This is a genomic window from Prevotella sp. HJM029, from assembly GCF_000599605.1.
Classification (GTDB): domain Bacteria; phylum Bacteroidota; class Bacteroidia; order Bacteroidales; family Bacteroidaceae; genus Prevotella.
Genome location: NZ_KK082676.1, coordinates 27,246 through 52,742, shown reverse-complemented (window position 1 = coordinate 52,742; position 25,497 = coordinate 27,246). Strand labels below are relative to the sequence as shown.

Genomic DNA, 25,497 nt, shown 5'->3' with positions numbered 1-25,497 from the left:
CACTTGATATTTCCGTTTCTCTGATAAAGTCTTAGTGGGTCGTCCACCTTTATTTTTCTGTTCCATTTTTATTTTTTTGATGAGACCAACGGGATTTTCACCTCCCAAAGGTGGGAGCAAGTAGGTTTTGAGATACTCAAAACACAAACTTGCTTCCCAGATAAACACTATCTTCTGATACCACGCTTCGTGGTTGGTAACGAAGGTTGACTTTCTTGCACTTTGGACTGAGAAACAAGCCATTCGTTGAGGTCTTTGTGAGTTCGATAGCGAACAGAACCGTCTATGATAGATGGGCAAAACTGCTTCAAAAATTCAAACGATTTTCGTCCTGCTTCATCATTGTCCAGAAAACTCTCAACTTGTTTGTAGCCTTTTATTTTCTCTTGAATACGTGGCAAAAGAGCCAAAGAATTAAGAACTATGGTGTCGCAAGTTGAAGAAGGATTTAGCGTTTGCCACGAAAGGAAATCCATAAACCCTTCAAAGATTTGTAAAACGTCTGTGCCTTTACTAGTAGTTGTAATCGCTTTTGGAGCTATGCAGCCTTTGAAATAAGGACTACGAATTTCCCATCCGCCAGCATCGTTTGAAAATCCAATGGCATAGTATGTCCGATTGGTATTATTGTATCGAATTTCAGAACAGAATCTATTGGCGATGCTGAGAGGTATTTCTCGTTTTGCGATGTAACGTAACAAATAAGGATTGGTAAGTGATTGTACAGATATGATTTCTAATTTGTGCTTAGAGGTTTTTCTTTCACCGCCAAAAGAAAAATCTTGATGCACTATTTGTTTTGAACCACATAGAAGTTCAATGGCTTTGTTCATGGTACAATGCTGTAAAGTACGTACAAGGTCAATGATGTCTCCATGTTCGCCAGTTCCAAAGTCATACCATTGATTACGCTCTGTATTTACTTTGAATGATGGTGTACTTTCGTTGCGCAGCGGAGAGTAGTACCAAAAGTGAATACCTTGTACTCGTGCAGGTGAATAACCCTGTTGCTGCAAATAATCTGTGATAGAGATTTGCTTGATATTTTGTATTTCCATTGTAATTTTGTTTTGATGTTTGAAAAGAATAACTCTCAGCCTTTTTCTTTTGGAGGCTGGTTGATTTTTGTTTGGTCGGACGGTCGCCTACTATAGGCACCCCTTTGCGACCGACCAAACTTATTTCTATTTGGTCGGGTTGGTTCAGGTATATATAGCCTGCGTCCGACCGACCAAAGGTTTTAGGGTAGATGGTCTTGGCTGAGCCGATATTTTCCTCGTTCTTCCTTAACCACTATGCCTTTGTTGAGCAGAAATTGCAAGAGTTCTTTAAGTTTAGTTTGCCCATAGGATAGCCCCATAATCTTAGCATAAGCCTCTTTGAGAGCTACGATAAGTTCGCCATAGGGCAAGACTTCGTGCAAAGAGAAGGCTTGTGTCAATACTTTTCGATATTCCGTGTCGCTTAGTTCGTGGTAAGAATAGCGGTGAGGTTTGCAATCTGCGTCCTTGTAAGAAGTATCGATTTCGGGAACACATACCTCATCTTCCATTTCCTTGAGCCGAAAGCGAATTTGTTAAAGGGTTTAGAACGGATGATGGCTGGAGCAACGATGCTTCGGTCTGGCAGGGTGTTGTCTTTCGTGATTTGCAAGACTGTCTCTGCCTTGTTGTTGAGTTCCGTGCCGATATGCCCTCGCGTGTTATCGTCTCCTTTGTTGAGGTGAAGCACGGTCTGAATGTGAATATTCTGTTCACTCGTCCATTGCATCAGGTCGCCCACCAACTTGGTAGCCTCCGTTGAGTTGTTGATGTCGAGCATCAAATCACGAATGCCGTCAATGACTACTAATCCCACGTTGGGCGTGTTGTAAATTGCATAGCGGATGATTTCTCTGCGCTCGTTAGGGTCGGCAATGGCTCTGAGATGGCTGAACTTCAAATGCTCGGGTTCTCTATCAATCGGCAGTCCTGCCAATCGCAGAATGCGTTGCATCACCAATTGGCAATGGTAAGGGCTTTGCTCTGTGTCAAAGTAGAGGATATTCCTTTTCGATTCGGGGAATGAAGCCTTATACTCCAGCACTTGCCATTGACAAGGGCTGCAGCAACAATGGCACTCACATTGAAAGTCTTCTTGGCTTTCGCCTTACCTGTCGATACACTGAAATTACCCAGTGTACCAATGATGGCTTCGCCTGCTTGCAGTACAACAGGCGGAAGCGAAAACTCGTCTGTAACGTGAATGAGCGATGCTTTCCAAATGTTTTCATAATCTGTCGTGTTCATCCTCCTATCTTTCGCCCTGCCAATTCCAGCGCAAGGTCGGCATCAACAATAATCTTACGACCCACTTGTGTAATGGCACGATTGATTTTACCACTCTGCTTGATACGGTTAGCGGTAGGCAGGCTACACCCAAAGAGGCGTGCAATGCCAGCTAAACCATACACATATCGCTTTTCTTCTTTGGAGGAAGAAGTCTTTATTGATTCCCTGCTCGTGGACATATTACCATGTTGTGCAAGGAAAAGTAATTCTTCACCAGTCATCTGCCAAACAGGCTTGTCCAGTAATTCGTTTATCGTCATAATCCAATTGTTTTGAAATGAATAACTCGCCCTTGCGCATAGGGCATTCAGTCAGGTCTGACGATGCAAAAATAGAGAGCTTTTGATACTCTACCAAGAGGCAGGGATATAGCGGGAAGTATAAGGAAATACAAGGATATCAGCGACTATCAAAAATGCTCAATATACATGCTAAAAGTAGGCTATTGCGGGCACATACACATTGTTTCTCAATCATCATTGATTGTTTAAGAGATTCCTTAGGACTTCCTCTCACAGGAAAAACTATTTTCAGTAGCATGAAAGTGCCATTTTTCTTTGTTTTATTCATTATAAGTTCATAACTTTGTAATCAATATCAAGATAAATAATCATCCGATGGGACAAAAGAAAGAGCACAGCAACCTGATTAAGGAGCATTTGAAGAAGCGAGGCATTAGCCAAACGTGGCTTGCCAAAGAACTGGGCATGAGTTTTAGCATCACCAACGCCTACGTTTGTAACCGCAAGCAGCCTAATCTTGCTACCATCTTCAAGGTAGCAGACCTGCTCGGTGTGTCCCCAAAAGAATTAATACAATAAGAAATTATAAAAACGGATATCGATATTCTCAACCCAATTCCCCTAATTATAGAAGTAAGTGTAGATAATCTATATGCGAACAAAACTATATGAGTACAATTCAGCTATCCAATTCCCACATCTTCACCAATAGGGATGGGAATACACTAATGAAAGAGTTTGAGGGTGTGCTACAGCATAACCCACAAATCCGCAATCTTGATGCCGTCATAGGATTCCTTCGTGCATCTGGTTACTTTTCCCTTCGCCCTTTCCTTGACAGTATCAATAAGGTAAGGGTGCTGATAGGCATAGATGTGGATAAGTATATTGCAGAAGCCGCTCGCCAAGGAAAGCTGTTCTTTGGCGCAGAAGATGATGTAAAACAGGATTGTCTTCGCCAGATGTGCAAAGACATTGAAGGTTCCAACTACAGAAAGGAGATAGAGGATGGCATGTTCCAAATGGTGCAAGACCTTCTTGACGGTAAGTTGGAATTACGCGCTCATCCATCAAAGAAAATACATGCCAAAATATATGTACTCTATCCTGACGACTTCAATCAATACACCCAAGGCATGGCTATAACTGGTTCCAGCAATCTGTCTGGCAATGGTCTTGGCATTACCGAAGAACGGCAGTATGAGTTCAATGTGAAGTTGACTCAGCATGAGGACGTTCGATTTGCAAAAGACGAATTTGAACAGTTATGGGAAGAAGCCAAGGGATGCGAGATTACAGCCGATGATCTGAAGACTTCTATTGATAGAACATATTTGAAAGGTGATGTTTCACCATACGACCTCTATATCAAAATGCTCATGGAGCATTTCTCCGACCGCATACTGGAAACCGACAACGACGACCCATTCGATATGCCGGAAGGCTATACCAAATATGATTATCAAATGGATGCGGTCATAGAGGGCTATCAGAAATTAATCCGCTACGATGGTTTCTTCCTTGCCGATGTGGTGGGTCTTGGTAAAACAGTCATAGCAACAATGATTGCAAAGAAGTTCTTGATTGAGAATGGCCGTGACCAAACAAAGATTCTTGTAGTTTATCCTCCTGCTGTTGAACAGAACTGGAAAACTACATTCAAGGACTTTGGCATTGACAAATACGCGAACTTCATCAGCAACGGAAGCCTTTCAAAGGTTCTGGACGAAGATAATTATAACTACTGGAATGCAGATGAATACGACCTTGTGTTGGTGGACGAGGCACACAAATTCCGTAGCCATACGACCTCAGCCTTTGAGCAGTTGCAGGAGATTTGCAAGATGCCCCGTGTGGAAACTGGCAATATACCAGGTTACAAGAAAAAGGTGATGCTCATATCGGCAACGCCTATGAACAACACCCCAGCAGACCTTTACAACGAGATATTGTTGTTTCAAGACCCACGTCATTGCACCATTGATGGTGTCGGAAATCTGACAGCTTTCTTTGCTCCTTTGATTGTAGAATTCAGAAAACTGCGTAATAATCCAGATGCTGACATACGTGACTTTAAGAAACTGGCAGAGAAAGTACGCGACCGCGTTATCAACCCCCTGACTGTCCGACGTACACGCACAGACATTGAAAGTGTGCCGCGTTACAATAAGGACGTAAACGGATTCCCGAAAGTGGAACGCCCAGTTGAGAGCAGGTACGAACTCAACGAGCATCTGGCCAATCTCTTTGAACGTGCCATGCAAACGCTCGACAAAGAGCTGACTTACGCACGTTATCAGGCTATTGCCTATCTGAAGCCGGAAGTCTCCAACGGCTTATATGACAATGCGGAACTTATCAGCCGTAGTCTGGCTGGCATCCGTAAAAACGGACTTGTTAAGCGTCTGGAGAGCAGCTTCTATGCTTTCCAGGTTTCCATACAGAATTTCCGTCAAGCCAACCAAAATATGTTGGATATGTTTGCCAATGACAAGGTGTTCATTGCTCCTGATCTTGACATCAACCTGTTGTTAGAGAATGGTCTGTCAGAAGAGGAAATTGAAGAGAAATTGAATGCCAAGGCAGAGACGAACCCAAAGAATGCGGTATTTCATGCAGATGATTTCCGACACGAGTTTATTGAAATGTTACGAGCTGACCAAGCAATTCTGGAAAAGATGTGGAATGAATGGCAAGACATATCGGATGAAGACGATTCTAAGTTTGCCAAGTTCAAAGAGCTTCTAAAACACGAATTGTTCAAGGCCGGCCGCAACCCAGAACAGAAGCTTGTTGTATTCTCGGAATCTGTAGATACCATTGAATATCTGGAACGTCGCATCAACCGTTCTGATGTATTGGTTATTTCATCAGGCAATAGAAGTCAGCAGTTTAAGACAATTCGTGAGAACTTTGATGCCAACTATAAGACAAAACTTAATGATTACAACATCATTTTGACAACTGATGTGCTAGCTGAGGGTGTCAACCTCCATCGCTCAAACGTGATAGTCAATTATGACACACCGTGGAACTCCACTCGTCTGATGCAGCGCATTGGACGTGTGAACCGTATCGGCTCCGCATCGAAGCACATTTACAACTATGTTTTCTATCCTTCGCGTGAAGGAAACCGGGAAATCAATCTCAATCAAATTGCAGTCAGTAAAATACAGACGTTCCACTCTACCTTTGGCGAAGACAACCAGATATATTCCCAGATTGAGATACTTGACCGCAATCTGAGTAAACTCTTTGACGAATCCCTGAAAGAACAGAAGAAGGACTTCAATCAAGAGATACCATATTATGAGGAATTGCGTTCACTATATCAGACAAACCGCAGGGAATATAATCGCATAGCAAAACTCTCTTTGCGTAGTCGCACAGGTCGCGAATCTCACACCGTCGATGGTGTCACTCTCTCTGGTGACACTTTGGTTTTCCTCAAAACCAATTTCCGAAAAGTGTTTTTCCTCGTTTCCGAGAATGCAGAAGAGATTTCTGTGCTTGATGCTCTGAAATATTTTAAGGCATCTCCAGACGAAAAGCCAACAGAACGCATTAAAGAGCATCATCAGCATGTAGAAAAGGCTTTGGTGAAGTTCCGTACCATCCGCGACACAGAAATCCAACAGGAAGATACTTCAAAGGAAGCCCAAGGCAACATGGGTGCTCAGGTAACAACGGCCATTAGCCTTCTCACCAACTTCATGCGTGAAATTGACGACAATGACCTCTATCTGAAAGTGTCCCAACTAAAAACGCTGGCAGAGCGTGGTGTCATCACCTATATTGCCAAGCGTTTACAGCGCATACAGAAAGATTTACGCCGTGTAAGCGGTAAGGCACGTATGACACATGACGAAGCCTTAGTAGAGATCATTGAAATGGCAAAGAAGTATGCCCCTTATTATATGGCAGAGGAAGCCTTGCTCAACGAGAAAGAGACCGATGCAGAAATTATATTATCAGAATCCTTCAAATAAATGAACAGTCCTATGAATTACAAGGAAGTCATAGAATCAAAATATAATCGTGAATCCTGGCAGCAACTCTTTCACGATATTTTCCGTGGTAAGGTCAGTTTTTGGAACCGTCCTTCAGAGGTACATGTAAGCAGCCGTCTGGCAAAACAAGCTCTTAATCTCGGTAAGATTTCATTGTCAGATGGCGAATCTATTGCCGTCTATGAAGTAGAACTCACTGACAACATGAACATCGAACGCAATCGCCGTGGCATGCGCGATATGCTTACAACCGACTGGCGGAACATGGGCTATGCAGGAGCGTTTATGTTCTGCTACAGAAAGAATGAGAGTGTACTACGATTCTCATATGTCAGTGAGACATGGGGATTCAACAAGCAAGGTGATTACGAGAAAATTTCCACGGACACCAAGCGTTATACCTACCTTCTTGGAGGAGGGCGTGGCTGCCGCACAGCCATTGAGCAGTTCAAGATTCTACGCGATAGTAAACAGACATTGAGCGACATCACAGCAGTGTTCTCCGTAGAAGCACTCACGAAACAATTCTACAAGGATCTTTTTGAGTGGTATCAGTGGGCGGTTGAGCCATCTTCAAACATCACCTTCCCCAACAACACCACAACAGAGGACGATGACCGAGACGACATTGAAACAAAGGTCATCCGTATGATTACCCGTATCATGTTCGTCTGGTTCATCAAACAGAAAAATCTGGTACCAGACAGAATCTTTGATGTTGACTTCTTAACAACAATACTGAAAGATTTCGACCCATACAGCACGACAATTGGCAATTACTACAATGCCATTCTGCAAAACCTGTTCTTTGGAACGCTCAACCGTGCCATTATGGACGAGGACGGCAATACCCGTAAGTTTGCAACTTCAAGCAAGCGTGATGTAAAAACACTATATCGTTATTCAGAAATGTTCTCTATTAGCGAACAGGAAGTCATCAATCTGTTTGCTGAAATACCATTCCTGAATGGTGGGTTGTTTGAGTGTCTTGACAAGACAAAATATGCCGACGGTGTGGAACAATGCTATAATTTTGATGGGTTCAGTCGTAATGATGTTCGTTTTGCGGATGGCCGATACAAGCATCGTGCCGTCGTGCCAAACAATCTTTTCTTTGAGCCAGCGAAAGGATTGCTCTCCATTCTGAGCCGATATAACTTTACTATTGAGGAGAACTCACCTGAGGAACAGCAGGTAGCACTTGACCCTGAACTCTTAGGTAAAGTCTTCGAAAACTTGTTGGGTGCCTATAACCCAGAAACAAAAGAGACGGCACGCAACCAAAGTGGCTCATTCTATACACCACGTGAGATTGTCAATTATATGGTTGATGAAAGTCTCATTGCCTATTTGGGAAACAATGACTTTGTTCGTTCACTTTTCTCTTATGATTTCACTTTTGACAAAGCAAAGAGTAATGAATATCTAAAGATTGCTGACAAACTAAAGGCTGTCAAGATACTTGACCCTGCTTGTGGCTCTGGTGCTTTTCCTATGGGACTGTTAAACAGAATAATTGACATCCTTGAACGAATATCACCTAATGAAGATATTTATGAACTCAAACTGTCTGTTATAGAGAACTGCCTATACGGCTGTGATATACAGAGTATTGCAGCACAGATAACAAAACTGCGCTTCTTCATTTCCTTAATATGTAATTGTGAGAAAGATGCCTCTAAACCAAACTTCGGCATCCCAACATTGCCTAACCTTGAAACTAATTTTGTTTCAGCAAACTCACTTATTGCAAAGAAGAAGGAAAATCGTCAGTTAAACCTCTTTAAAAGTGAGGAGATAGAGTCAATAAAGAAAGAATTACATCAGATACGTCATCTACATTTTTCTGCTAAGTCGACTTCTACAAAACACCGCTTAAGAGAGAAGGATTTAGCCTTACGCGAAGAACTAATAGAACTTTTATCTGATGAGAATAACTTTGCATCTGATGATGCCAAACAACTTGCAGAATGGAATCCATACGACCAGAATGATACAAGCTCATTCTTTGACCCAGAATGGATGTTCGGAGTAGCTGATGGTTTTGATATCATCATTGGCAATCCGCCATACATACAACTTCAAAATAATGGTGGAGAATTAGCGAAACTGTATGAAGGGTGTGGATATTTCACCTTTGCACGTACAGGTGATATCTATTGTCTGTTCTATGAACGTGGATGGCAGCTATTGAAGAAAGATGGGCACTTATGCTATATTACGTCCAACAAATGGATGCGTGCAGGATATGGAGAGAAGACAAGAGACTTCTTTGCAAATAAGACAAACCCATTACTGCTTATAGACTTTGCTGGAGTGAAGATCTTTGAAAGTGCTACTGTTGACACAAATATCTTACTTATCTCAAGGTCTAATAACCAGCATAAAACAACCTGCGCCATTACCAATAAGCAGAATAAAGATAGTGTAAAGAATTTGAGCGATTTTGTGCAGCAACAGAACTCCGTTTGCGACTTTGGCTCGTCTGACAGTTGGGTGGTTCTTTCATCTATTGAACAAAGCATCAAAAAGAAAATAGAAGCCGTTGGTACACCATTGAGAGATTGGAATATAAACATCTATCGTGGTGTGCTGACAGGTTGCAATGAGGCCTTTATTATCAATACCGAAAAGCGTGATGAGATATTGGCAAATTGCCAAACTGATGACGAGCGGACAAGAACGGCTGAACTTATACGACCGATTCTGCGGGGCAGGGATATAAAAAGATATGATTACGAGTGGGCAGACTTGTGGTTAATATATATTCCTTGGCATTTCCCATTTCAATTTGATGAAAACATTCAAGGAGCATCCGATAAAGCGGAAAGAGCTTTTAAAGAGCAATACCCTGCAGTGTTTTCGCATATGCTACAATATAAAGAACAGTTGTCTAAAAGAAACAAAGCAGAAACTGGGATTCGGTACGAATGGTATGCGATGCAAAGATGGGGTGCTAAGTATTGGGAGGATTTTTCTAAGCCAAAAATAATGTATTCTGAAATTGTTCGTTCCCCACAATTCTATTTGGATGAACAAGGTCAATTCTTTCCTGAAGCGACAACATTTATTCTAACAGGTGAACATTTGCGGTATCTTTATAATATTTTTCATTCAAAAGTATTTACTTATTTCTTTAAGCACTTCTATGCAGGTGGAGGATTGGGAGAAGATGGTTACAGATATAAGAAAGTATTTTTTGAAAAACTACCGATACCAAAAATGATAGGCACTCCCAATCAGCAAGTGATAGAACGTGCTAATGAGAATATCAATATAGAAAAGAATTGTCTTTTATTATTCAATTTTAGTGAAGATGAAATAAAAGAAATAGAGAAGGATTAATCCTCTCTATTTTCTATAAATGCGATTTCTTCTGTGGTAAGTTCATATTTTTCGTATAGATAATTATCAGATATAGATTTATCCGAACTTACAAATGGGACTGGAATATTCCAAATATTATCGGCATTACCAGCATTTCCACCTGCAGCTTCGCCTATAATCGTTGATAATAACCATTGAATGATTTTGGAATTAAGAACAGAGCAAATATAATTCAGCTTTTCTCCAATAATGAAGTGCATACTATCTTGAATATATACACTCTCATCTACTTTTGCAAACTGTTTAATAGCAGCTATTCTATTCCATACAATTTTTGGCTTAGAAAAATCCTCCCAATAACTTATACTGTCTTGAGTTTCAAACCACTTATTATTGGTTTTCTTGCGAGACTTAACTTTATCGCCATTAACGTTGTGGACCTTCCCTGTTTGCTCCAATTTTTCAATGCCATACGAAAGGAGATATTGTTTAACTGAGGGGTAATCGTCTATGTTATAATGACGAGATGGGAATGTGGCAATAAGCCATAGTTCTGCCCACTCGTAACCATAACGTTTGATGTCCCGGCCTCTAAGAATCGGTCGTATAAGTTCATCCGTTTTCTTGCGCTCTTCTTCCGTCTGGCAGTTGGCAAGGATTTCTTTTCGTTTCTCGGTAGAGATTATAAACGCCTCGTTAAATCCAGTCTTGATGCCATAGTTTATTTGGATGTCCCAATCTTTAAGCGGTGTTCCTACTTTCTCTATTTTACGTTTAATACTCTGTTCAATGGGGGATAGGATCACCCAACTTTCAGACGAGCCAAAGTCGCAAACGGAGTTCTGTTGCTGCACAAAATCGCTCATTATTTCTCCGTCAATCCTTTGAGTCTAATAAACCTTGCAAGCGTATTCCTATCAACCTTGCAAATCTTAGCTATTTTACGAAGTGATGTACCGTTCTTTAGCAATTCAGATATGAGTATTTCCTTGCCTGAAAGTTTGTATTTGTCGGGGGAACTTTTGCGACCTTTAGGGCGACCAAGGACAATACCCTCGGCTTTCTTTCTTGCCAAGGCCTCTTTGGTGCGCTGGCTGATGAGGTTTCGCTCTATTTCTGCCGATAATCCGAAAGCAAATGCGAGGACTTTGCTTTGAATGTCATCGCCAAGACGATAGTTGTCTTTGATTGTCCATACGCGGCACTCTTTGATCATGCAGATGTTCAATATCTCCATAATCATGAAGAGGTTTCTGCCAAGACGGGACAATTCACTACAGACGATTATGTCATCTTTGTCCACTTTCTTCAATAGATTGCCCAACTGCCGTTTGGTATAGTTCTTCGTTCCACTGATGGTTTCCTCTATCCAATCGTTAATCACAATGTTCTGCGTTTCACAGAACTTATTTATCTCAAAGCGTTGGTTTTCCACTGTTTGCTTGTCACTGCTTACTCTAATATATCCGTAAATCATATTTGTATTGTGTGATAGTTATTACTTTCACGAATACAAACGAATATTGTAATAAAAGAAATGCGATAAGTTTTCTAAGACAATGAAGTTTTGGGGTGTACTAAAGGGTGTAAATCACGTAACTCATTGATTTACACCCTTGTTTGCGGAGAGAGAGGTTTATGAACCAAACTCTTCTAACTCGTTGTAATTAAATGTTCTATCAATTTTGACAAATCAGTAGTGTAGCATTTTTGTAGCAGTATTTTGACCGCTTGATGACTACCATTCTGACTACCTTTTGAAAGCACAACTGCTCTCTTTGCTTCGGTACAAAGGTATATAAAATTGTACTAACCTCCAAATCTTTGTACCATAAATATTTAGAGATTTTACTGCTACACATTCCAGTGCAAGGTGCAAGCCCTTATATATAAGGGGTCTTGCACCTTGCACTGGAGGACTTGTGTGTGACAGCCTGATATTGGTGATCTTTTATAGCTTTATCACTATAAAAGGTAAATTATGTTATTATTTATTTCTATATAAGTTTACTATATTTATCTTATGAGTGATATAGATACCCTTTGCATCCGCCACCAAACAAAAAATTGCATCTGGTGCATGACGACTTGCAGAGGGTACATAAACTTGCGTGTGACGGGTTGCTCATGCCAAGATGTTTCTATAACTTTATGTTTATGAAAGAGTTACTGGAATTTCTTCGAAATGAGAGATTGAACAAACATCTAAAACAGGCGTATATAGCTGAGAAATTGGGAGTTGATGAAAGTACAATATCCCGATGGGAGTCTGGTCAGATTACAATGGATTTTCTCCAAATAGTAAACTATGCGACTGTTTTGGAGATAAATGTTTATGAGATGTTTGCATATCTCGCAAGTAATGGACAAGATCTTCCCAGATCTATTGCAGAAGTACACGTTGAGGTGTATACAAAAGAAGCCTACAACTCTCTTATGCAATACCTTGCAAATTCTGGGATGGATATAACAATTAAAAGCACCAAGTTGAAAAGATGGAAATAATCGCAGTAGAAAGCCAAGCCTATCAGGAACTGATAGACAAGCTCAATCGTATTGAGCAGTATGTTGAGCGCACCTCCCGTCTTATTCAAGACATTGATGACGAGCTGGAGATGACAACCAAAGATCTTATCGGGACTCTGAATGTTTCAGAGTCCACCCTTTATCGCTGGCGCAAAAAACAGTTGGTACGGTATCGCTACACGGAGGGTGGCGATGTACGCTACTTCTTCAAGTCTATCGTGATAGCCACGAAATGTAACCGACTCCGTGTCTCAGGCATGAGAAACGACGAGGTTCTTGGTCGGCTCAACCGTTTCAAGGACAATCTCATCATGAGTTCATGTCTTAATCCTAAAAACCGACAACTATGATAGAAAAGGAACAGATTCTTTTGCTTACACAGGGAGGTCTGAATGTGTTTTCCCATTTCCTAGGCTTTGAGGTAAACCTTCATCGCAACTTCCGAAGCCCCTTTTATGACGATAGACGGGCTTCCTGCCATATCTACTACGACAGGAAAACTTCTTCTTACAAATTCTATGATCATGGCGATACCACCTATTCAGGGGATTGCTTCTGGTTTGTGGCAACCCTCCGTAACTTGAACTTGAAAACAAGTTTTCCCGAAGTCTTGGAAACTATAGTACAAGAACTTGGATTGTATTCTTTATGTGATGGTGAAAAGCATAGCAGCCATATCACGTCAGCATATAAAAATCCAATCGTTCCCATTCCCAAGGCTGATACAACCAAGTGTACGGAAGAACGCCCATATAGTTTCGAGATACAGCCATTTGACGATGGGTTGCTGAACTATTGGGTGCATTACGGAATCCATGAAGATACACTCCGTCGCTTTCGTGTACGGAGTCTTAAGCGGTATGAGAGCGTATCAGCCGAAGGTAAGAAGTTTGAGCTTCATAGTTCGCCGACAGAACCGATATTCGCCTATATTGGAAATGGCTATGTCAAGATATATCGCCCTCACAGTCCGAAAATCCGCTTTCTCTATGGTGGGCGGATGCCTATGACCTATTGTTTCGGCATGGAGCAGATTCCCACCAAAGGAGATATGCTCTTCATTACAGGTGGGGAAAAAGATGTGCTCTCGTTGTATGCGCACGGGTTCAATGCAATCTGCTTCAACAGTGAAACGGCACAAATACCGGAAAGCATCATAGAGAGCCTTCGACTTCGCTTTCGGCATATCATACTCTTGTATGATGCAGATGAGACGGGTGTACGGGAAGCGCATAGACAAGCTGAACATTTAGCAGAATACAAGGTTTTGAATCTTACACTCCCACTTAGTGGAACCAAGACGGAAAAGGACATTTCTGATTTCTTTGCCTTAGGCAACGGGGCGAAGGAACTGAAAGAACTGCTTGCCAAGATGTTTACAGACCTATATAGCCAAACCATGATGATGCTTCGCTCCTGTGAAATTGACTACGACAATCCACCAGATATTTCTAAGTCTGTGGTGGCAGTGAATGGTGTCCCTTTGGGAACGCAGGATAATCTGTTCTGCATTACCGGAGGTGAGGGTACAGGCAAGAGCAACTATGTAGGAGCCATCCTTGCCGGAGCTTTGGGGAATGAACGGCTGCCTATAGAGAAAACCTTGGGATTGGAGATTACTGCCAATCCCAAAGGCTTGGCTGTCTTGCACTATGACACAGAACAGTCTGAGGCACAGCTCCACAAGAATCTGGGCAAGACTTTGCACCGGGCTTCATTGACGGCAGTACCGAAGTTCTACCATTCACTCTACCTTGCCTCACTCTCTCGTAAGGACCGCTTGAAACTTATCCGTGAAAGTATGGACCTGTTCCATCACAAGCATGGTGGAATACACCTCGTTGTCATTGATGGTATTGCTGATCTGATACGTTCTGCGAACGATGAAACGGAAAGTATAGCCATTGTTGACGAACTTTACCGCTTGGCTGGGATATACAATACTTGTATTATCTGTGTATTGCACTTCGTGCCGAACGGTATCAAACTTCGGGGACATATCGGCTCGGAACTTCAACGTAAGGCGGCGGGTATCCTTTCCATAGAGAAAGACGACAATCCTGAATACTCGGTCGTAAAGGCGTTGAAAGTGCGTGACGGAAGTCCGTTGGACGTACCGATGATGCTTTTCGGCTGGGACAAGAAAGAAGACATGCACGTTTATCGTGGTGAGAAGTCCAAGGAAGACAAGGAAAAGCGCAAGACCGATGAACTTATCGGCGTTGTAAAAGAAGCTTTCAGAAATTCCCTCAAGCTCACTTATCAGGAACTTTGTGAGATTCTGATGCGGGAGATGGAAATCAAGGACAGAACTGCGAAGAAATACATCGCCTACATGAAAGAACAACGTATCTTAGCACAAGATACCAATGGCAACTATCAAAAAGGAGAACTATGTCGTACTTAGAACATCATACAGAAGATACATGGCAGAAACGATTGTTTGATAAGCTGATGAGTGTCGAGGACAAACTCAACCTCCTGCTTGTCCTGCAAGAGCAATCCGTTGACACGACTGTCCATCCGCCCTTGAAACCAGAATACTTGGACATCATTGATGTATCCAAGATTCTGAAAGTGGAACAGAAGACGATTTACAATTGGGTCTGGGCTGGGAAAATCCCCTATCTCAAGGCTAATGGTCGGTTGCTGTTTCTTCGGAAAGAGATAGATGAAATGGTACAAAAGCGTGAAGAATGGTAGTATATTCCCATCAACTGGAAGATTAAATATAGATTTTTCTTCCCGGATTTTTTGGTTTATGCAGAAAATGCATTATCTTTGCCGTTGGAATTTTTTGAAGAATTTCCAACATGCGTATGAATGAGCAGACCCTTAGACAACAAATTCTATCTTCTGAGAACGACACCATCTTCTTCAGAAATGATTTTCCGCAGTATCATCCCGAGTCAGTTGGTCGTATTTTGACGGACTTAACTGAAAAAGGAGAACTCGTACGAATTTCCTCGGGCATTTATGTGAAGCCTAGAATGAGCAGGTTCGGCCCCATTATGCCATCAATAGAACATATTGTCAAGGCTATTTCCATACGAGATAAAGCCCAGATACTCCCATCTGGCGAGACAGCATTGAATGCTTTGGGACTTTCTACTCAGGTGCCAATGTCTTATTCGTTCCTGACTACAGGAAGTGCACGGAAACTGGCTATCGGGAAGCGACAAGTTACATTAAAGCGTGGAGTTCCTCGCAATTTTGCGTATAAGACACAGCTTATAGCCTTAATTGTTCAAGCCCTTAGATGTCTGGGAGAGCCTAATGTCAGTCCAAAAGAACTGGAGCAAATACAAAGATTGGTAATCAAAGAATCCGATAGACAGGCTCTAATCAGTGATGTGCAGATAATGCCGGAATGGATGAAAAGGATTATCAAGCCTATGATTAAATAAAATATGAAACTTTGGATAAACAATACGTTGGAGGATCGGCTGGCAATGCTCCAACAGACAGAGGAAACTCACTCTGGGGTCAATCAATCAGCAATAGAAAAAGATTGGTGGGTAACAGTAGCCCTGCATGCACTGTTCCAATGCTCTTGTGCTCCCGCACTTATTTTTAAAGGAGGCACTTCACTGTCAAAAGGGTTCAACCTCATTGAACGGTTCTCAGAGGACATAGACTTGGCTATTCACCGTTCATTCTTTGGAATTGACAAGACAAGCAAGAGCCAGCGTGAGAAACTCCGTAAATTATCAAGGTCTTTTATACATGAAAGTTTGTCGAAGCAATTAGACAAGCAGCTTCAGAATATGGGAGTTACCGGTTATCGAATTGAGAATGTAACTTACCGGCAAAGTCAAGAAGGAAAGTTGATTCCTATCGATAGTGATAAAGATCCTACGGTGATATTTTTGCATTATGACAGTATTATCAAGGATATGATAGATTATATCCCTGCCCGTGTGAAGATTGAAATAAGTTGTCTCTCCATGGATGAGCCTACAGAGAAATGTAACATACAATCATTGATAAGCGAAAGCTTCCCCGATGAAGATAAGATGTCATCTGTCATAAGAACCGTACTGCCTACTCGCACATTTCTTGAAAAAATCTTTCTACTGGCAGAAGAATTCCAAAAAGAGCATCCAAGACATGTACGTATGAGTCGACATTTATACGACCTTGAGCGAATTATGGATACCATATATGGACAAGATGCTATTGCCGATCGTCAGCTATATGATGCCATCGTTAAACATCGCCGTACATTTTATGCGTTAAAGTATGTGGACTACGACAAACATTCTCCGAGTACCATTTCGTTTGTCCCTCCAACTGAAACTATTGTAGAGTGGGAGAAAGATTATGACAATATGTGCAAGCACTTCTTTTATGGTTCCACGCTTCCTTTTGATAAGTTGTTAAAGCGTATAGCAGAACTGCAGGATAGGATTAGAAAAACTGCGTATGTATAATTATTCGGTAGTTAGCAAAAGCGTCGAGCAGGTCTTCTTGCTCGACGCTTTTTTATCGCCATTTCGGTTTAGAGATAATCATCCGACTCATCACATCATCATGACTTTCAAACCTTTCCTTTGGAGCATGTGTGGGAGATTGAGTCTTTACCTTTTGTGTGGGAGACTCTTCTATTGAATCTTGCTTAATTTCTTGTGATAAACCGCTTTGTTCATTTTCCTTTTCCTCTTCTTCTTGTTCTTCTGGCGGTGCAAGCGTAAGCGCAATCTTTCTATCCAACTCGGCAGCTTCACTTTTAAGTGAGCGGAGCTCGTCCTCTTTCTTCCAAGAACTGTTAGCAATATTAGTATAAACATCTTTATTTGCAACAACCTTTGCCATTTCTTTTTCATGCGATTCTATCACCTTTGGAATACGCTCCAAGGCATTAATGAAGTTCTGACATGCAAGTTTCGGGTCTGTTGCCAATTTACCGTTATTATAGGTATAGTAGATACTCTCCTGCCCTTTTACAAAGAAGCGGTTCACCGAACAGTCGAACAAGTCCTTGGAAGTACTCTCTGTCTTGACCATAATGGAGAAACCATAGATTTCGCCAATTTTGTTGTACTCTCCTTTGGTGCGAGCTTTTTCGTCTATTTCCTGTAAACGTGCAGCAATAGTCTTGATGTCAGTACAGTCTTCCACACCTTTGATTGTCAGTTTATTTATAGGTGTACCTTCATCATCACGCTCCACACGCTTCTCAAAGAGAGCTAAATCAGACTTTGCCTCTTTGATTTTATCCGTATGGAAGGACACGGAGCTGTCAATCTCTGCCAACTTGCCCGTTGCGGCATCACGCTCACGGAGGAAGTTCTTGCGCTCTGACTCCAAGGTGGTAATCTTCTTATCCAATCTTGCTTTCTCTAAAAGGTCGGTATTGCCAGAAAGCACTGCTACGTATTCTGAGAAGTTCATACCGCTATCCTCGTCCATCGAGCCCTCGTCAATGGTACGACTACCGAGCGTATTGGTCTTCAACTGATTGATAAACAATTGCTTGTTATGCAGCAGATTGAACTTGTAGCTGTCCAGTGACCGCTCTACGGCATAGATAATCACATCAACCTTGTTGTCCGCAAACTCCTTGGCGATAAGGTTTCCCTTGCGCACAGCTCGTCCGTTACGCTGCTCTAAGTCCGAAGGTCGCCAAGGCGTGTCCAAATGATGGACCGCAACGGCACGTTGTTGAGCATTCACCCCAGTACCCAACATAGAGGTAGAACCGAAGATAATGCGGATATCCCCACGGTTCATAGCATCTACCATCGCCTTCTTTGCCTTCTCGTTCTTGCACTCCTGAATGAAGCGTATCTCGTAGGACGGGATGTGATAGTCTTCTACCAGCTTACGCTTGATTTCCGAATAGACATTAAAGTCTCCACCGGGCTTATAAGTACCTAAATCAGAGAAAACGAACTGCGTCCCTTTCTGTGCGTCGAACTTTTGGTAATAGTCATTGAGCATCTTGGCACAATGACTTGCCTTGTTGTCGATATGATCTGAGTAAGCATTTTCATCTATCATTCTGAGGTCAAGGCTCATCTTCCTCGCGTAGTCTGTTGCAATAAGCATCTTTGCCCTTTCCTCGCTCTCACTGAGCGGCGCACGTCCCAAAAGCGTGGCATCGCCACTCTTGGCAAACTCCATCAGCTTGCCGATAAACACCTCCTGTTCGGGCGTGGGCGGTATGTTGTGTAGTATCTCGTTCTTCTCGGGTCGGTCGATACCGATGTCTTTGGCAGTAGAAGAAGTGGAACAACGGTTGGATTAACGTGGTCAATCCTTTCCGTGCCTCAATGGTACTCGGAACACCGGGTTCGGGCAAATCCTACGCTATCGTGAATAATTACATCAAGCAGCAAATAGAAAAAGGCTTTGCCATGTACATCTACGACTATAAGTTTCCCGACCTTTCCGAGATTGCTTATAATCACCTGCTTCATCATTTGGATGCCTACAAGGTAAAGCCGCAGTTCTATGTAATTAACTTTGACGATCCGAGAAAGTCGCACCAGTGTAATCCTATCAATCCTACCTTTATGACGGATATATCGGATGCATATGAGAATGCCTACACCATCATGCTCAACTTGAACCGCTCGTGGATTCAGAAGCAGGGTGATTTCTTTGTGGAGTCGCCGATTATCTTGCTTGCCGCCATCATCTGGTTCCTCAAAATCTATGAGAACGAAAAGTATTGCACCTTTCCGCACGCCATAGAGTTCCTGAACCGACCCTATGCGCAGATATTCCCGATACTCACCTCCTACGATGAACTTGCCAACTACCTTTCTCCTTTTATGGACGCATGGGAAGGCGGAGCACAGGACCAGTTGCAGGGACAGATAGCCAGTGCCAAAATACCACTGTCTCGTATGATAAGCCCTGCCCTTTATTGGGTGATGACGGGTGACGATTTCTCACTTGACATCAATAACCCTAATGAGCCAAAAGTCCTTGTCGTTGGTAATAATCCCGACCGCCAGAATATCTATTCGGCTGCACTCGGACTTTACAATAGCCGTATCGTGAAGCTCATCAATAAGAAGAAGCAGCTCAAAAGTTCTGTGATTATCGACGAGTTGCCGACTATCTACTTCCGTGGGCTGGATAATCTCATTGCTACAGCCCGAAGCAATAAGGTGGCGGTATGTTTGGGCTTTCAAGACTTCTCACAACTTACCCGTGATTATGGCGACAAAGAAAGTAAGGTAATACAGAACACTGTAGGTAACGTGTTCTCTGGGCAAGTGGTAGGAGAAACAGCTAAAACACTTTCCGAGCGATTTGGTAAGGTGCTTCAACAACGCCAATCTATGACCATCAACCGCAACGACAAGTCTACGTCTATTTCCACACAGATGGACAGTCTTATCCCTGCATCGAAAATCAGCAACCTTACGCAAGGAATGTTTGTAGGGGCTGTGTCCGATAACTTCGATGAACGCATCGACCAAAAGATTTTCCATGCAGAGATAGTAGTTGATAATGCAAAGGTTTCTGCGGAGATGAAAGCCTATCAGCCCATACCTGTGATAGTAGACTTTACAAATAAAGATGGCTCCGATAATCTCAAAGAGACCATCGAAGCTAACTATCGCAAGGTCAAGGAAGAAATTCTCTCGTTAGTTGATTCAGAGATTCAAAGGATAACACACACACCAGCCTTATCCCATCTCATTCCTGCCAAGTAGCGCAAGCACAGATAGAGCGTTGTGAATGTGGTGTGACAATTAACCTGAATTATTTCATCCCGATGTCGATGACGTGTCGAGAAACTGATTCTGATGTAAGTCCTCACTTCCCATATGTATACGACACTGATCATGATTCTCTTGATGAGACTGGCCATCGTGAAGTTTTCAACTGTGTATCCTTGAACAGTTGATGTTTCATGTCATTGCCTGGAAAATTCATTGATGTGCCATTAGACTTCAGTCCCATAGCGTCACTAGAAATGCTCGTTATCGTCAAGATCAACAAGCTTGACGCCGGCTGGCTAACTTCCACAAGGCTTCCCCCTACACCTTATTCTTGCCCTTATCTCTACTCTTCTCTATCTCCTCGAGCTCCTCTAGGAAACATTCTCTGCACAGTATGCGTCTCACATATTCTTTCACGATAAACTTTAAATACAAACTATGGTTCCATGCTGCGAAGATAGGAAATATCCAGCGATCCGACCATACCCATGTACGTATATGGCGAATGAACAGAGCGATCTTAATATCTTACAGTGAAGGGACAACAGTCAGAATGTCATCCACAAGATGGATATCGAGCAGAAGGACACACAATAGATCAATACCTTGCGAAACTCCTATTCAGACCTACCAAGAACAGCATACAGAAAAAGGCGACTGATGAAACATCTATCGCCTATGCCCAAGAGTGTGACCTTGCTACTGTCTGATTAGTATACAAGGCATGTGAGATTAAGAAACTTAGATTTTTAAAATATATTCGCAATATCTGTTTCCAGTATTGAGAAACATTTTATGAAATTCTTTTAAGTTTTGCACTAGACTAAATATTTACCAGTTTGTTCTTACACGAATGAATCATCTTAACGAAATGGAACCATCAGAATGTATTGTTGCTATAATCTGTTTTTTATTGCTAATTGCTTTGAACTGTATTTTTAATCTCAGATTTGAGTGTGTGTAGCAGATTAACTCGTGAATAGTACGTGTAATCTGTTCTTTACAGACAATAATATTACTCACCTCTATACCAGTATGTTCTGTTTGATTATCAATTGCAATGGAATCAATTGGTTCAAAATACTTATTCTCAACTAATAGCGTGTAATATTCAGGGTAAATATCTTCTTTATTGCAAGATACCAGTATTATAATTGTTCCAAAAATAACTGTCACAACTAACATCTTTATACCAAGATAGTGTTTTGTAAAATTCATGCTCATATTTTCTATCTTTATGATTGTTGGGAATATAAATGCTAATTCCTGAACTGCCATTTAAAGGGATTTTACCGTAAAACATATCTGTATGATTATATGATAATATCATATCAGATAGAAGTTTTATTACTAATTCTTTTCGTTCGGAATTTTTAAAGAGAGAAACAAAACCTCCAATGTCAAACAGCCAAGATGTTGCTTCTTGATCGTATTGTAGAATAGTGCTTATATCGGGAACTGTAACATCATGGTTTATCAATTCCTTTAAAGACTCTGAAAAAGATTTTAAAACAGATGTCTTTACAACAGTCATAGACGCTGACTTTAGGACACCTTTCTTTTCGTTATATTGAGCAATATATTTTTCTACAATTTCACTGTAATTTGGACTATTGCTTAATAATTCAGGTAGGATTTCTTTGTAAGGAAATCCTGTAGCAAGGACTTCCGTAGGCGAGGATACAATGTAATCAAAACTGTTTCTCATCTCATATAAAACTTCTATTGATGACATAAAGCAAGCGTCAAATACCAAAAAATCATAATGAAAAGGACGCAGTCTCTCTGCTAACTCCCTAATATCCATTTCATAAGGTTCTTGGGGTTCCTCTGTGGTTATATCAATTCCAAAGGAACGAGTTGATGAAGTTGAAGCACGTTTAGAATTTAAAATTTCTGATTTTGGGAGCCAAGCACTCCCATGAGACCAAAGTACAATACCTTTAATTTGCTCATTGGCTTTTCTTGAAAAGGCTATTGCGTCTTTTAAAGCACTTACAAAAACATCTGCACTTGACGAGTTTTGTTCTGGATAGGTTTTGATTATCTCGGAAACTATTAAATCTGTATTGTCTGCCTTTACTTTATATAGGCATGGGTGAGAGGTTTTGCGATTCTTTACCCTGTCTACATAAACATAAACCCCAGTACTAATTTGATTTTCAGAAAAACCCCTCTCCATCTGATTGATGTTTTGTATTGCAAAGTAATCTAAGTCATTATCTGCAGCCATATAAACGAATATAGCGTTTTTCTCGGAATGCCTAACTATGTCATCATCTTCAGAGCAACTCAATAATAGCACTGACAAAAGACAACATAACATAAATTTAGTATGTATCATTCCTATTGAAATATCTTAAAGGTGTCAATTCCCTTCATTCCCGAAGTTGTATTAATAAACCAAATCTGTCCGGAGTTCCTTACAAAAGACTCAGGTTGTATTTCTCCATAAAATTTTATGTCTAAACGAGCTAGACCTTTGTACTTTTGACATTTTAAATCATAGTCGTTGTAGTCTGCAAATAGGGTTTTGCCATGGCTATATTCCTCTTTGTAGAAATTCATTATTTCTCGAATAGTATACTGTGTAGGTTTAATGACAATATTCTTAGCATAGGTACTTTCTACGGTTGTAAGCTCCCCATTCACACAATCTCCAATACTTAGCAAAATATAGTACTGGCTAATTTTAGAAAGTTCAGGCTTTAGTAAATATAAAACAGGAATACCATCTGAATTAATAGGAGTTGGACTTTCTTTTACAACCTTGGTTTTATCTATCTCATTTAAATTGGTGAAATTATGGTACTCTTTTAAATCCGCAGGGTTATGGAACACAAGAGGCTGGTTACCGATTACGGCATACTCAAGGACGGTCGAAGACAAGTTTTTGATTGAAAGAAAATCTGCTCCGTTTTCTTGATAGTCTCTTTTCAAGGTAAGCTGGCTAAAAACACTTTTCCCCGAATGTGTACCAACAATACTGTCATAGGAGACCAAGACGTTCTCTCCACCAATCACGCAAGGAGTAGAAAGCCTCTCTGTTTTGACTTCGTTTTGACCATTATTGCCCAATATACTATAATGCACTTCCACTTCTCCGGGAATATCATCTTTTGTGGTTATTGCAATATAATTATGCCGAAGAATAGTTGTTTTGTGTACTCCTTCCTCTAAATCAACCTTTGTACATTGGGAAAACAATATTGTAAGAAAAAGCCAAACATACAATTGTAAAGAGAAGATCTTCTTCATTTTGTTACATCTTTAAATTAATCCCAAACCATTAACCAAGGATTCCACCAATCAACCTTTGTATAGTTGCCGCCATTCTTCTTGTCTCCTGGCACGCCTACTTTTGCACCATTATCTATCTGAAGGAAATAATAGTTTCTCCAGAGCCAAGAACCAGTCTGTTTTGCACCATAAGCTAAAGTCCAATGTAATTGCCCACCAGAACCACACAATCTGATTGCAGGTTTCTTATAATGCTTTATTTGGTCATATGCAAAAAGATCTGCAAAGCACAGAGCTGGATTAATCCATATTTTCCCATTGGAAGCAATAGGCATTGTCCACCCCATTTCTCCCGGAGTCATCGGTCTTCCGAAAAGACGCAAAGCAAAATTTAAAATACCAAACTCTCCAAATGAAGAAGCATTATTATAAAAGAAATCATATTTATCTTCGCCTTGATTCACATAAAGGATATATCCGCAAACCCAAGGGCCACATGCACCACCTCTTCTGTAAAAATGCTTTCTGTCATCATACTTATCAATCCATTTTAAACTTTTATCGGTACGACTAAAGATTCTTCTAAATAATCGACCAAAAAATTTACCTTCATTATTAAGTTCTTCATCACTTGTCTCTAAGAGTTCTTGTTCATAAGCACTTAAAGTATTCCAATATGCTTTAGCTTCTTCTTCTGTTCTTGCTAAGCTGACTTCCATAGAGTCTTTTAACGCCTCCACAGTCATATTTTTTCCATATTCGATCTCTTTATTAAGCTCTTCGTCTGCCACCATATAATCTGGTACTTTTTCAAAAGCACGTTGATCAGGTATTAATGTTGGAAGTATGTGAGTTTCCATGTGCTGGATAATCTCTTCACCTTCTAATTCTCTCATATTTTCCATGAGTACAGGAGTCCCATTATCAGCTGATATAATTTGCTTGGGTGCTTTACCAGCCTTTGACCTGACTCCTACAAATTGTTCCCCTTTCCAATCCATAAAAATGGAAGGGTTGGAAGCATTGGATTTTGTTAAGAACTCATTATAATCAAAAACGCTGGAGTATACTCCGTTTATGACACTACTGTTTTTTCGGTTGGCATTGACACGTATTGTACCTATAGCATTGTTTTCCGAGTCAAATGCAATAAAATCATAAAACTTCGGCCAAGATTCCAAATTGTATATTACTACAGGATTTGGTGCTAAATGATAGCCGTTCCAGGCCATATCTTGGACAAATCCCGTTTCATTCATCTCTAACAAGGCAATTTTTCTCGCTAATTCAAAATCAAGAACTTTTTTATTTTGAGCTAATTCCTTTAATTCAACAGAGTCAGCATAAGGTATGTAAAGCTCTTGACGTTTGTGATTACTTTCTATTGAAGAACCTAATATCTCTGGAGAGAGGTCTTCGTTGTTGCACGCAAAAAGTAAAATCACACAAAAGGGAATTGATAATAGATCTATTTTTTTCATAATATGTGAATTGAATATTTGTTGCTTTGGCAAATATAATAAAAGTTTATAATCCTTCCAAGAAACCGCAGTACGTTGTGGGGTATATTAAAATATTTTACATATATTTAATGGTTTGATACATATTGCATATACAAAGCCGCTATTGGTTGCACAAGTTCTTCAAGCCTCTTCAAAAAAGAGTTAGCCCTTAATTCCGCAACACTATTATAAATTAAACTTTTTAAGTACCTGAGCAACAAAAAGTTGCTCAGGATTTTGCCATGTCATAATTTTCACTTATCTTAGTGTTGCAAAAAAAACAAGAGAATCCGACGATAGACATGGCGAAGATACAAATTAAATCTGAGAGACTCACTCCTTTTGGGGGATTATTTTCAATCATGGAGCAGTTTGACTCCACATTATCATCTGTAATCGACTCAACGCTCGGTCTAAGGTGTAGATCGTTCGGTTATCAGTACAGCGAAATCATCCGTTCTCTCATTAGTATCTACTTCTGTGTCGGTTCATGTATTGAGGATGTCACTACTCATTTGATGAACCACCTCTCGCTTCATCCGACACTTCGCACTTGTAGCTCTGATACTATCCTCAGAGCGATAAAGGAGTTGACACAAGAAAACATTTCATACACATCAGATATGGGCAAGACCTAC

17 protein-coding genes and 4 pseudogenes are annotated in these 25,497 nt (G+C 40.9%); 11 read left to right on the top strand and 10 right to left on the bottom strand.

What is annotated here, in order from left to right; genetic code table 11:
• The 4 genes and pseudogenes from X919_RS16730 to X919_RS0112975 all read right to left on the bottom strand — a co-directional run.
• Positions 1–72 (bottom strand): annotated as a pseudogene (locus tag X919_RS16730) (plasmid mobilization relaxosome protein MobC); the annotation flags it as partial.
• Positions 73–167: 95 nt separating this feature from the next.
• A complete protein-coding gene (locus X919_RS0112985; RefSeq protein WP_028900476.1) occupies positions 168–1,058 on the bottom strand; it encodes a CHC2 zinc finger domain-containing protein in 891 nt (296 codons plus the stop codon).
• 182 nt (positions 1,059–1,240) lie between these two features.
• Positions 1,241–2,288, bottom strand: a pseudogene (locus tag X919_RS15495) (AAA family ATPase).
• A complete protein-coding gene (locus X919_RS0112975; RefSeq protein ID WP_028900475.1) occupies positions 2,285–2,590 on the bottom strand; it encodes a DUF3853 family protein in 306 nt (101 codons plus the stop codon). Before X919_RS0112975 ends, X919_RS15495 begins: the two are co-directional and overlap by 4 nt.
• A gap of 357 nt (positions 2,591–2,947) precedes the next feature.
• On the opposite strand from X919_RS0112975, the gene X919_RS0112970 reads away from it, so the two are divergent.
• The 3 genes from X919_RS0112970 to X919_RS0112960 all read left to right on the top strand — a co-directional run bounded on the left by X919_RS0112970 (position 2,948) and on the right by X919_RS0112960 (position 9,927).
• A complete protein-coding gene (locus tag X919_RS0112970) occupies positions 2,948–3,151 on the top strand; it encodes a helix-turn-helix domain-containing protein (protein WP_028900474.1) in 204 nt (67 codons plus the stop codon).
• 89 nt (positions 3,152–3,240) lie between these two features.
• Positions 3,241–6,561, top strand: a complete 3,321-nt coding sequence (locus tag X919_RS0112965) for a helicase-related protein (RefSeq protein ID WP_028900473.1) — start codon at positions 3,241–3,243, stop codon at positions 6,559–6,561.
• A 12-nt stretch (positions 6,562–6,573) separates the two neighbouring features.
• The gene (locus tag X919_RS0112960; protein ID WP_028900472.1) at positions 6,574–9,927 is read left to right on the top strand and encodes an Eco57I restriction-modification methylase domain-containing protein; all 3,354 of its coding nucleotides are present in this window, start codon (positions 6,574–6,576) and stop codon (positions 9,925–9,927) included.
• On the opposite strand, the gene X919_RS0112955 is transcribed toward X919_RS0112960, so the two are convergent.
• Both X919_RS0112955 and X919_RS0112950 read right to left on the bottom strand, forming a co-directional pair.
• Positions 9,924–10,775 carry a TaqI-like C-terminal specificity domain-containing protein gene (locus tag X919_RS0112955; protein ID WP_028900471.1) on the bottom strand — a complete coding sequence of 284 codons (852 nt, stop codon included), beginning with the start codon at positions 10,773–10,775 and terminating at the stop codon, positions 9,924–9,926. The two genes, X919_RS0112960 and X919_RS0112955, sit on opposite strands and share 4 nt — an antisense overlap.
• Entirely contained in the window at positions 10,775–11,386 is a 612-nt protein-coding gene (locus tag X919_RS0112950; protein ID WP_028900470.1) for a master DNA invertase Mpi family serine-type recombinase, read from the bottom strand. The genes X919_RS0112955 and X919_RS0112950 overlap by 1 nt, the downstream gene beginning before the upstream one ends.
• A gap of 680 nt (positions 11,387–12,066) precedes the next feature.
• On the opposite strand from X919_RS0112950, the gene X919_RS0112945 reads away from it, so the two are divergent.
• The 6 genes from X919_RS0112945 (at position 12,067) to X919_RS0112920 (ending at position 16,868) form a co-directional block, all read left to right on the top strand.
• On the top strand, positions 12,067–12,414 hold the full coding sequence (locus X919_RS0112945) for a helix-turn-helix domain-containing protein (protein WP_036918067.1): 348 nt from the start codon (positions 12,067–12,069) through the stop codon (positions 12,412–12,414).
• Complete coding sequence (locus X919_RS0112940; RefSeq protein WP_007136073.1) at positions 12,405–12,785, top strand: MerR family transcriptional regulator; 381 nt, start codon at positions 12,405–12,407, stop codon at positions 12,783–12,785. Before X919_RS0112945 ends, X919_RS0112940 begins: the two co-directional genes overlap by 10 nt.
• Positions 12,782–14,842, top strand: coding sequence for a bifunctional DNA primase/helicase (locus X919_RS0112935; protein WP_028900469.1), 2,061 nt, complete (start codon positions 12,782–12,784; stop codon positions 14,840–14,842). The genes X919_RS0112940 and X919_RS0112935 overlap by 4 nt, the downstream gene beginning before the upstream one ends.
• Complete coding sequence (locus X919_RS0112930; RefSeq protein ID WP_007136075.1) at positions 14,830–15,138, top strand: helix-turn-helix domain-containing protein; 309 nt, start codon at positions 14,830–14,832, stop codon at positions 15,136–15,138. The genes X919_RS0112935 and X919_RS0112930 overlap by 13 nt, the downstream gene beginning before the upstream one ends.
• A gap of 116 nt (positions 15,139–15,254) precedes the next feature.
• The gene (locus X919_RS0112925) at positions 15,255–15,842 is read left to right on the top strand and encodes a DUF6088 family protein (protein ID WP_253270148.1); all 588 of its coding nucleotides are present in this window, start codon (positions 15,255–15,257) and stop codon (positions 15,840–15,842) included.
• A 3-nt stretch (positions 15,843–15,845) separates the two neighbouring features.
• A complete protein-coding gene (locus tag X919_RS0112920) occupies positions 15,846–16,868 on the top strand; it encodes a nucleotidyl transferase AbiEii/AbiGii toxin family protein (RefSeq protein WP_028900467.1) in 1,023 nt (340 codons plus the stop codon).
• A gap of 52 nt (positions 16,869–16,920) precedes the next feature.
• Here X919_RS0112920 and X919_RS15490 read toward each other — a convergent pair whose 3' ends face one another.
• Positions 16,921–18,486: a helicase-related protein gene (locus X919_RS15490; protein ID WP_051502540.1), complete on the bottom strand. Its 1,566-nt coding sequence runs from the start codon at positions 18,484–18,486 to the stop codon at positions 16,921–16,923.
• A 173-nt stretch (positions 18,487–18,659) separates the two neighbouring features.
• On the opposite strand from X919_RS15490, the pseudogene X919_RS15485 reads away from it, so the two are divergent.
• Positions 18,660–20,108, top strand: a pseudogene (locus X919_RS15485) (TraM recognition domain-containing protein); the annotation flags it as partial.
• A 1,138-nt stretch (positions 20,109–21,246) separates the two neighbouring features.
• Here the strand turns inward: X919_RS15485 and X919_RS0112905 are convergent.
• From X919_RS0112905 to X919_RS0112895, 3 genes are all read right to left on the bottom strand, one after another.
• Positions 21,247–22,350 (bottom strand): clostripain-related cysteine peptidase, encoded by a 1,104-nt coding sequence (locus X919_RS0112905; RefSeq protein WP_172642744.1) that lies wholly within the window; start codon positions 22,348–22,350, stop codon positions 21,247–21,249.
• 113 nt (positions 22,351–22,463) lie between these two features.
• Entirely contained in the window at positions 22,464–23,375 is a 912-nt protein-coding gene (locus X919_RS0112900) for a hypothetical protein (protein ID WP_028900465.1), read from the bottom strand.
• Positions 23,376–23,392: 17 nt separating this feature from the next.
• Positions 23,393–24,838 (bottom strand): hypothetical protein, encoded by a 1,446-nt coding sequence (locus X919_RS0112895; protein WP_028900464.1) that lies wholly within the window; start codon positions 24,836–24,838, stop codon positions 23,393–23,395.
• A gap of 323 nt (positions 24,839–25,161) precedes the next feature.
• On the opposite strand from X919_RS0112895, the pseudogene X919_RS17330 reads away from it, so the two are divergent.
• Positions 25,162–25,497: pseudogene (locus tag X919_RS17330) on the top strand (IS1380 family transposase); the annotation flags it as partial.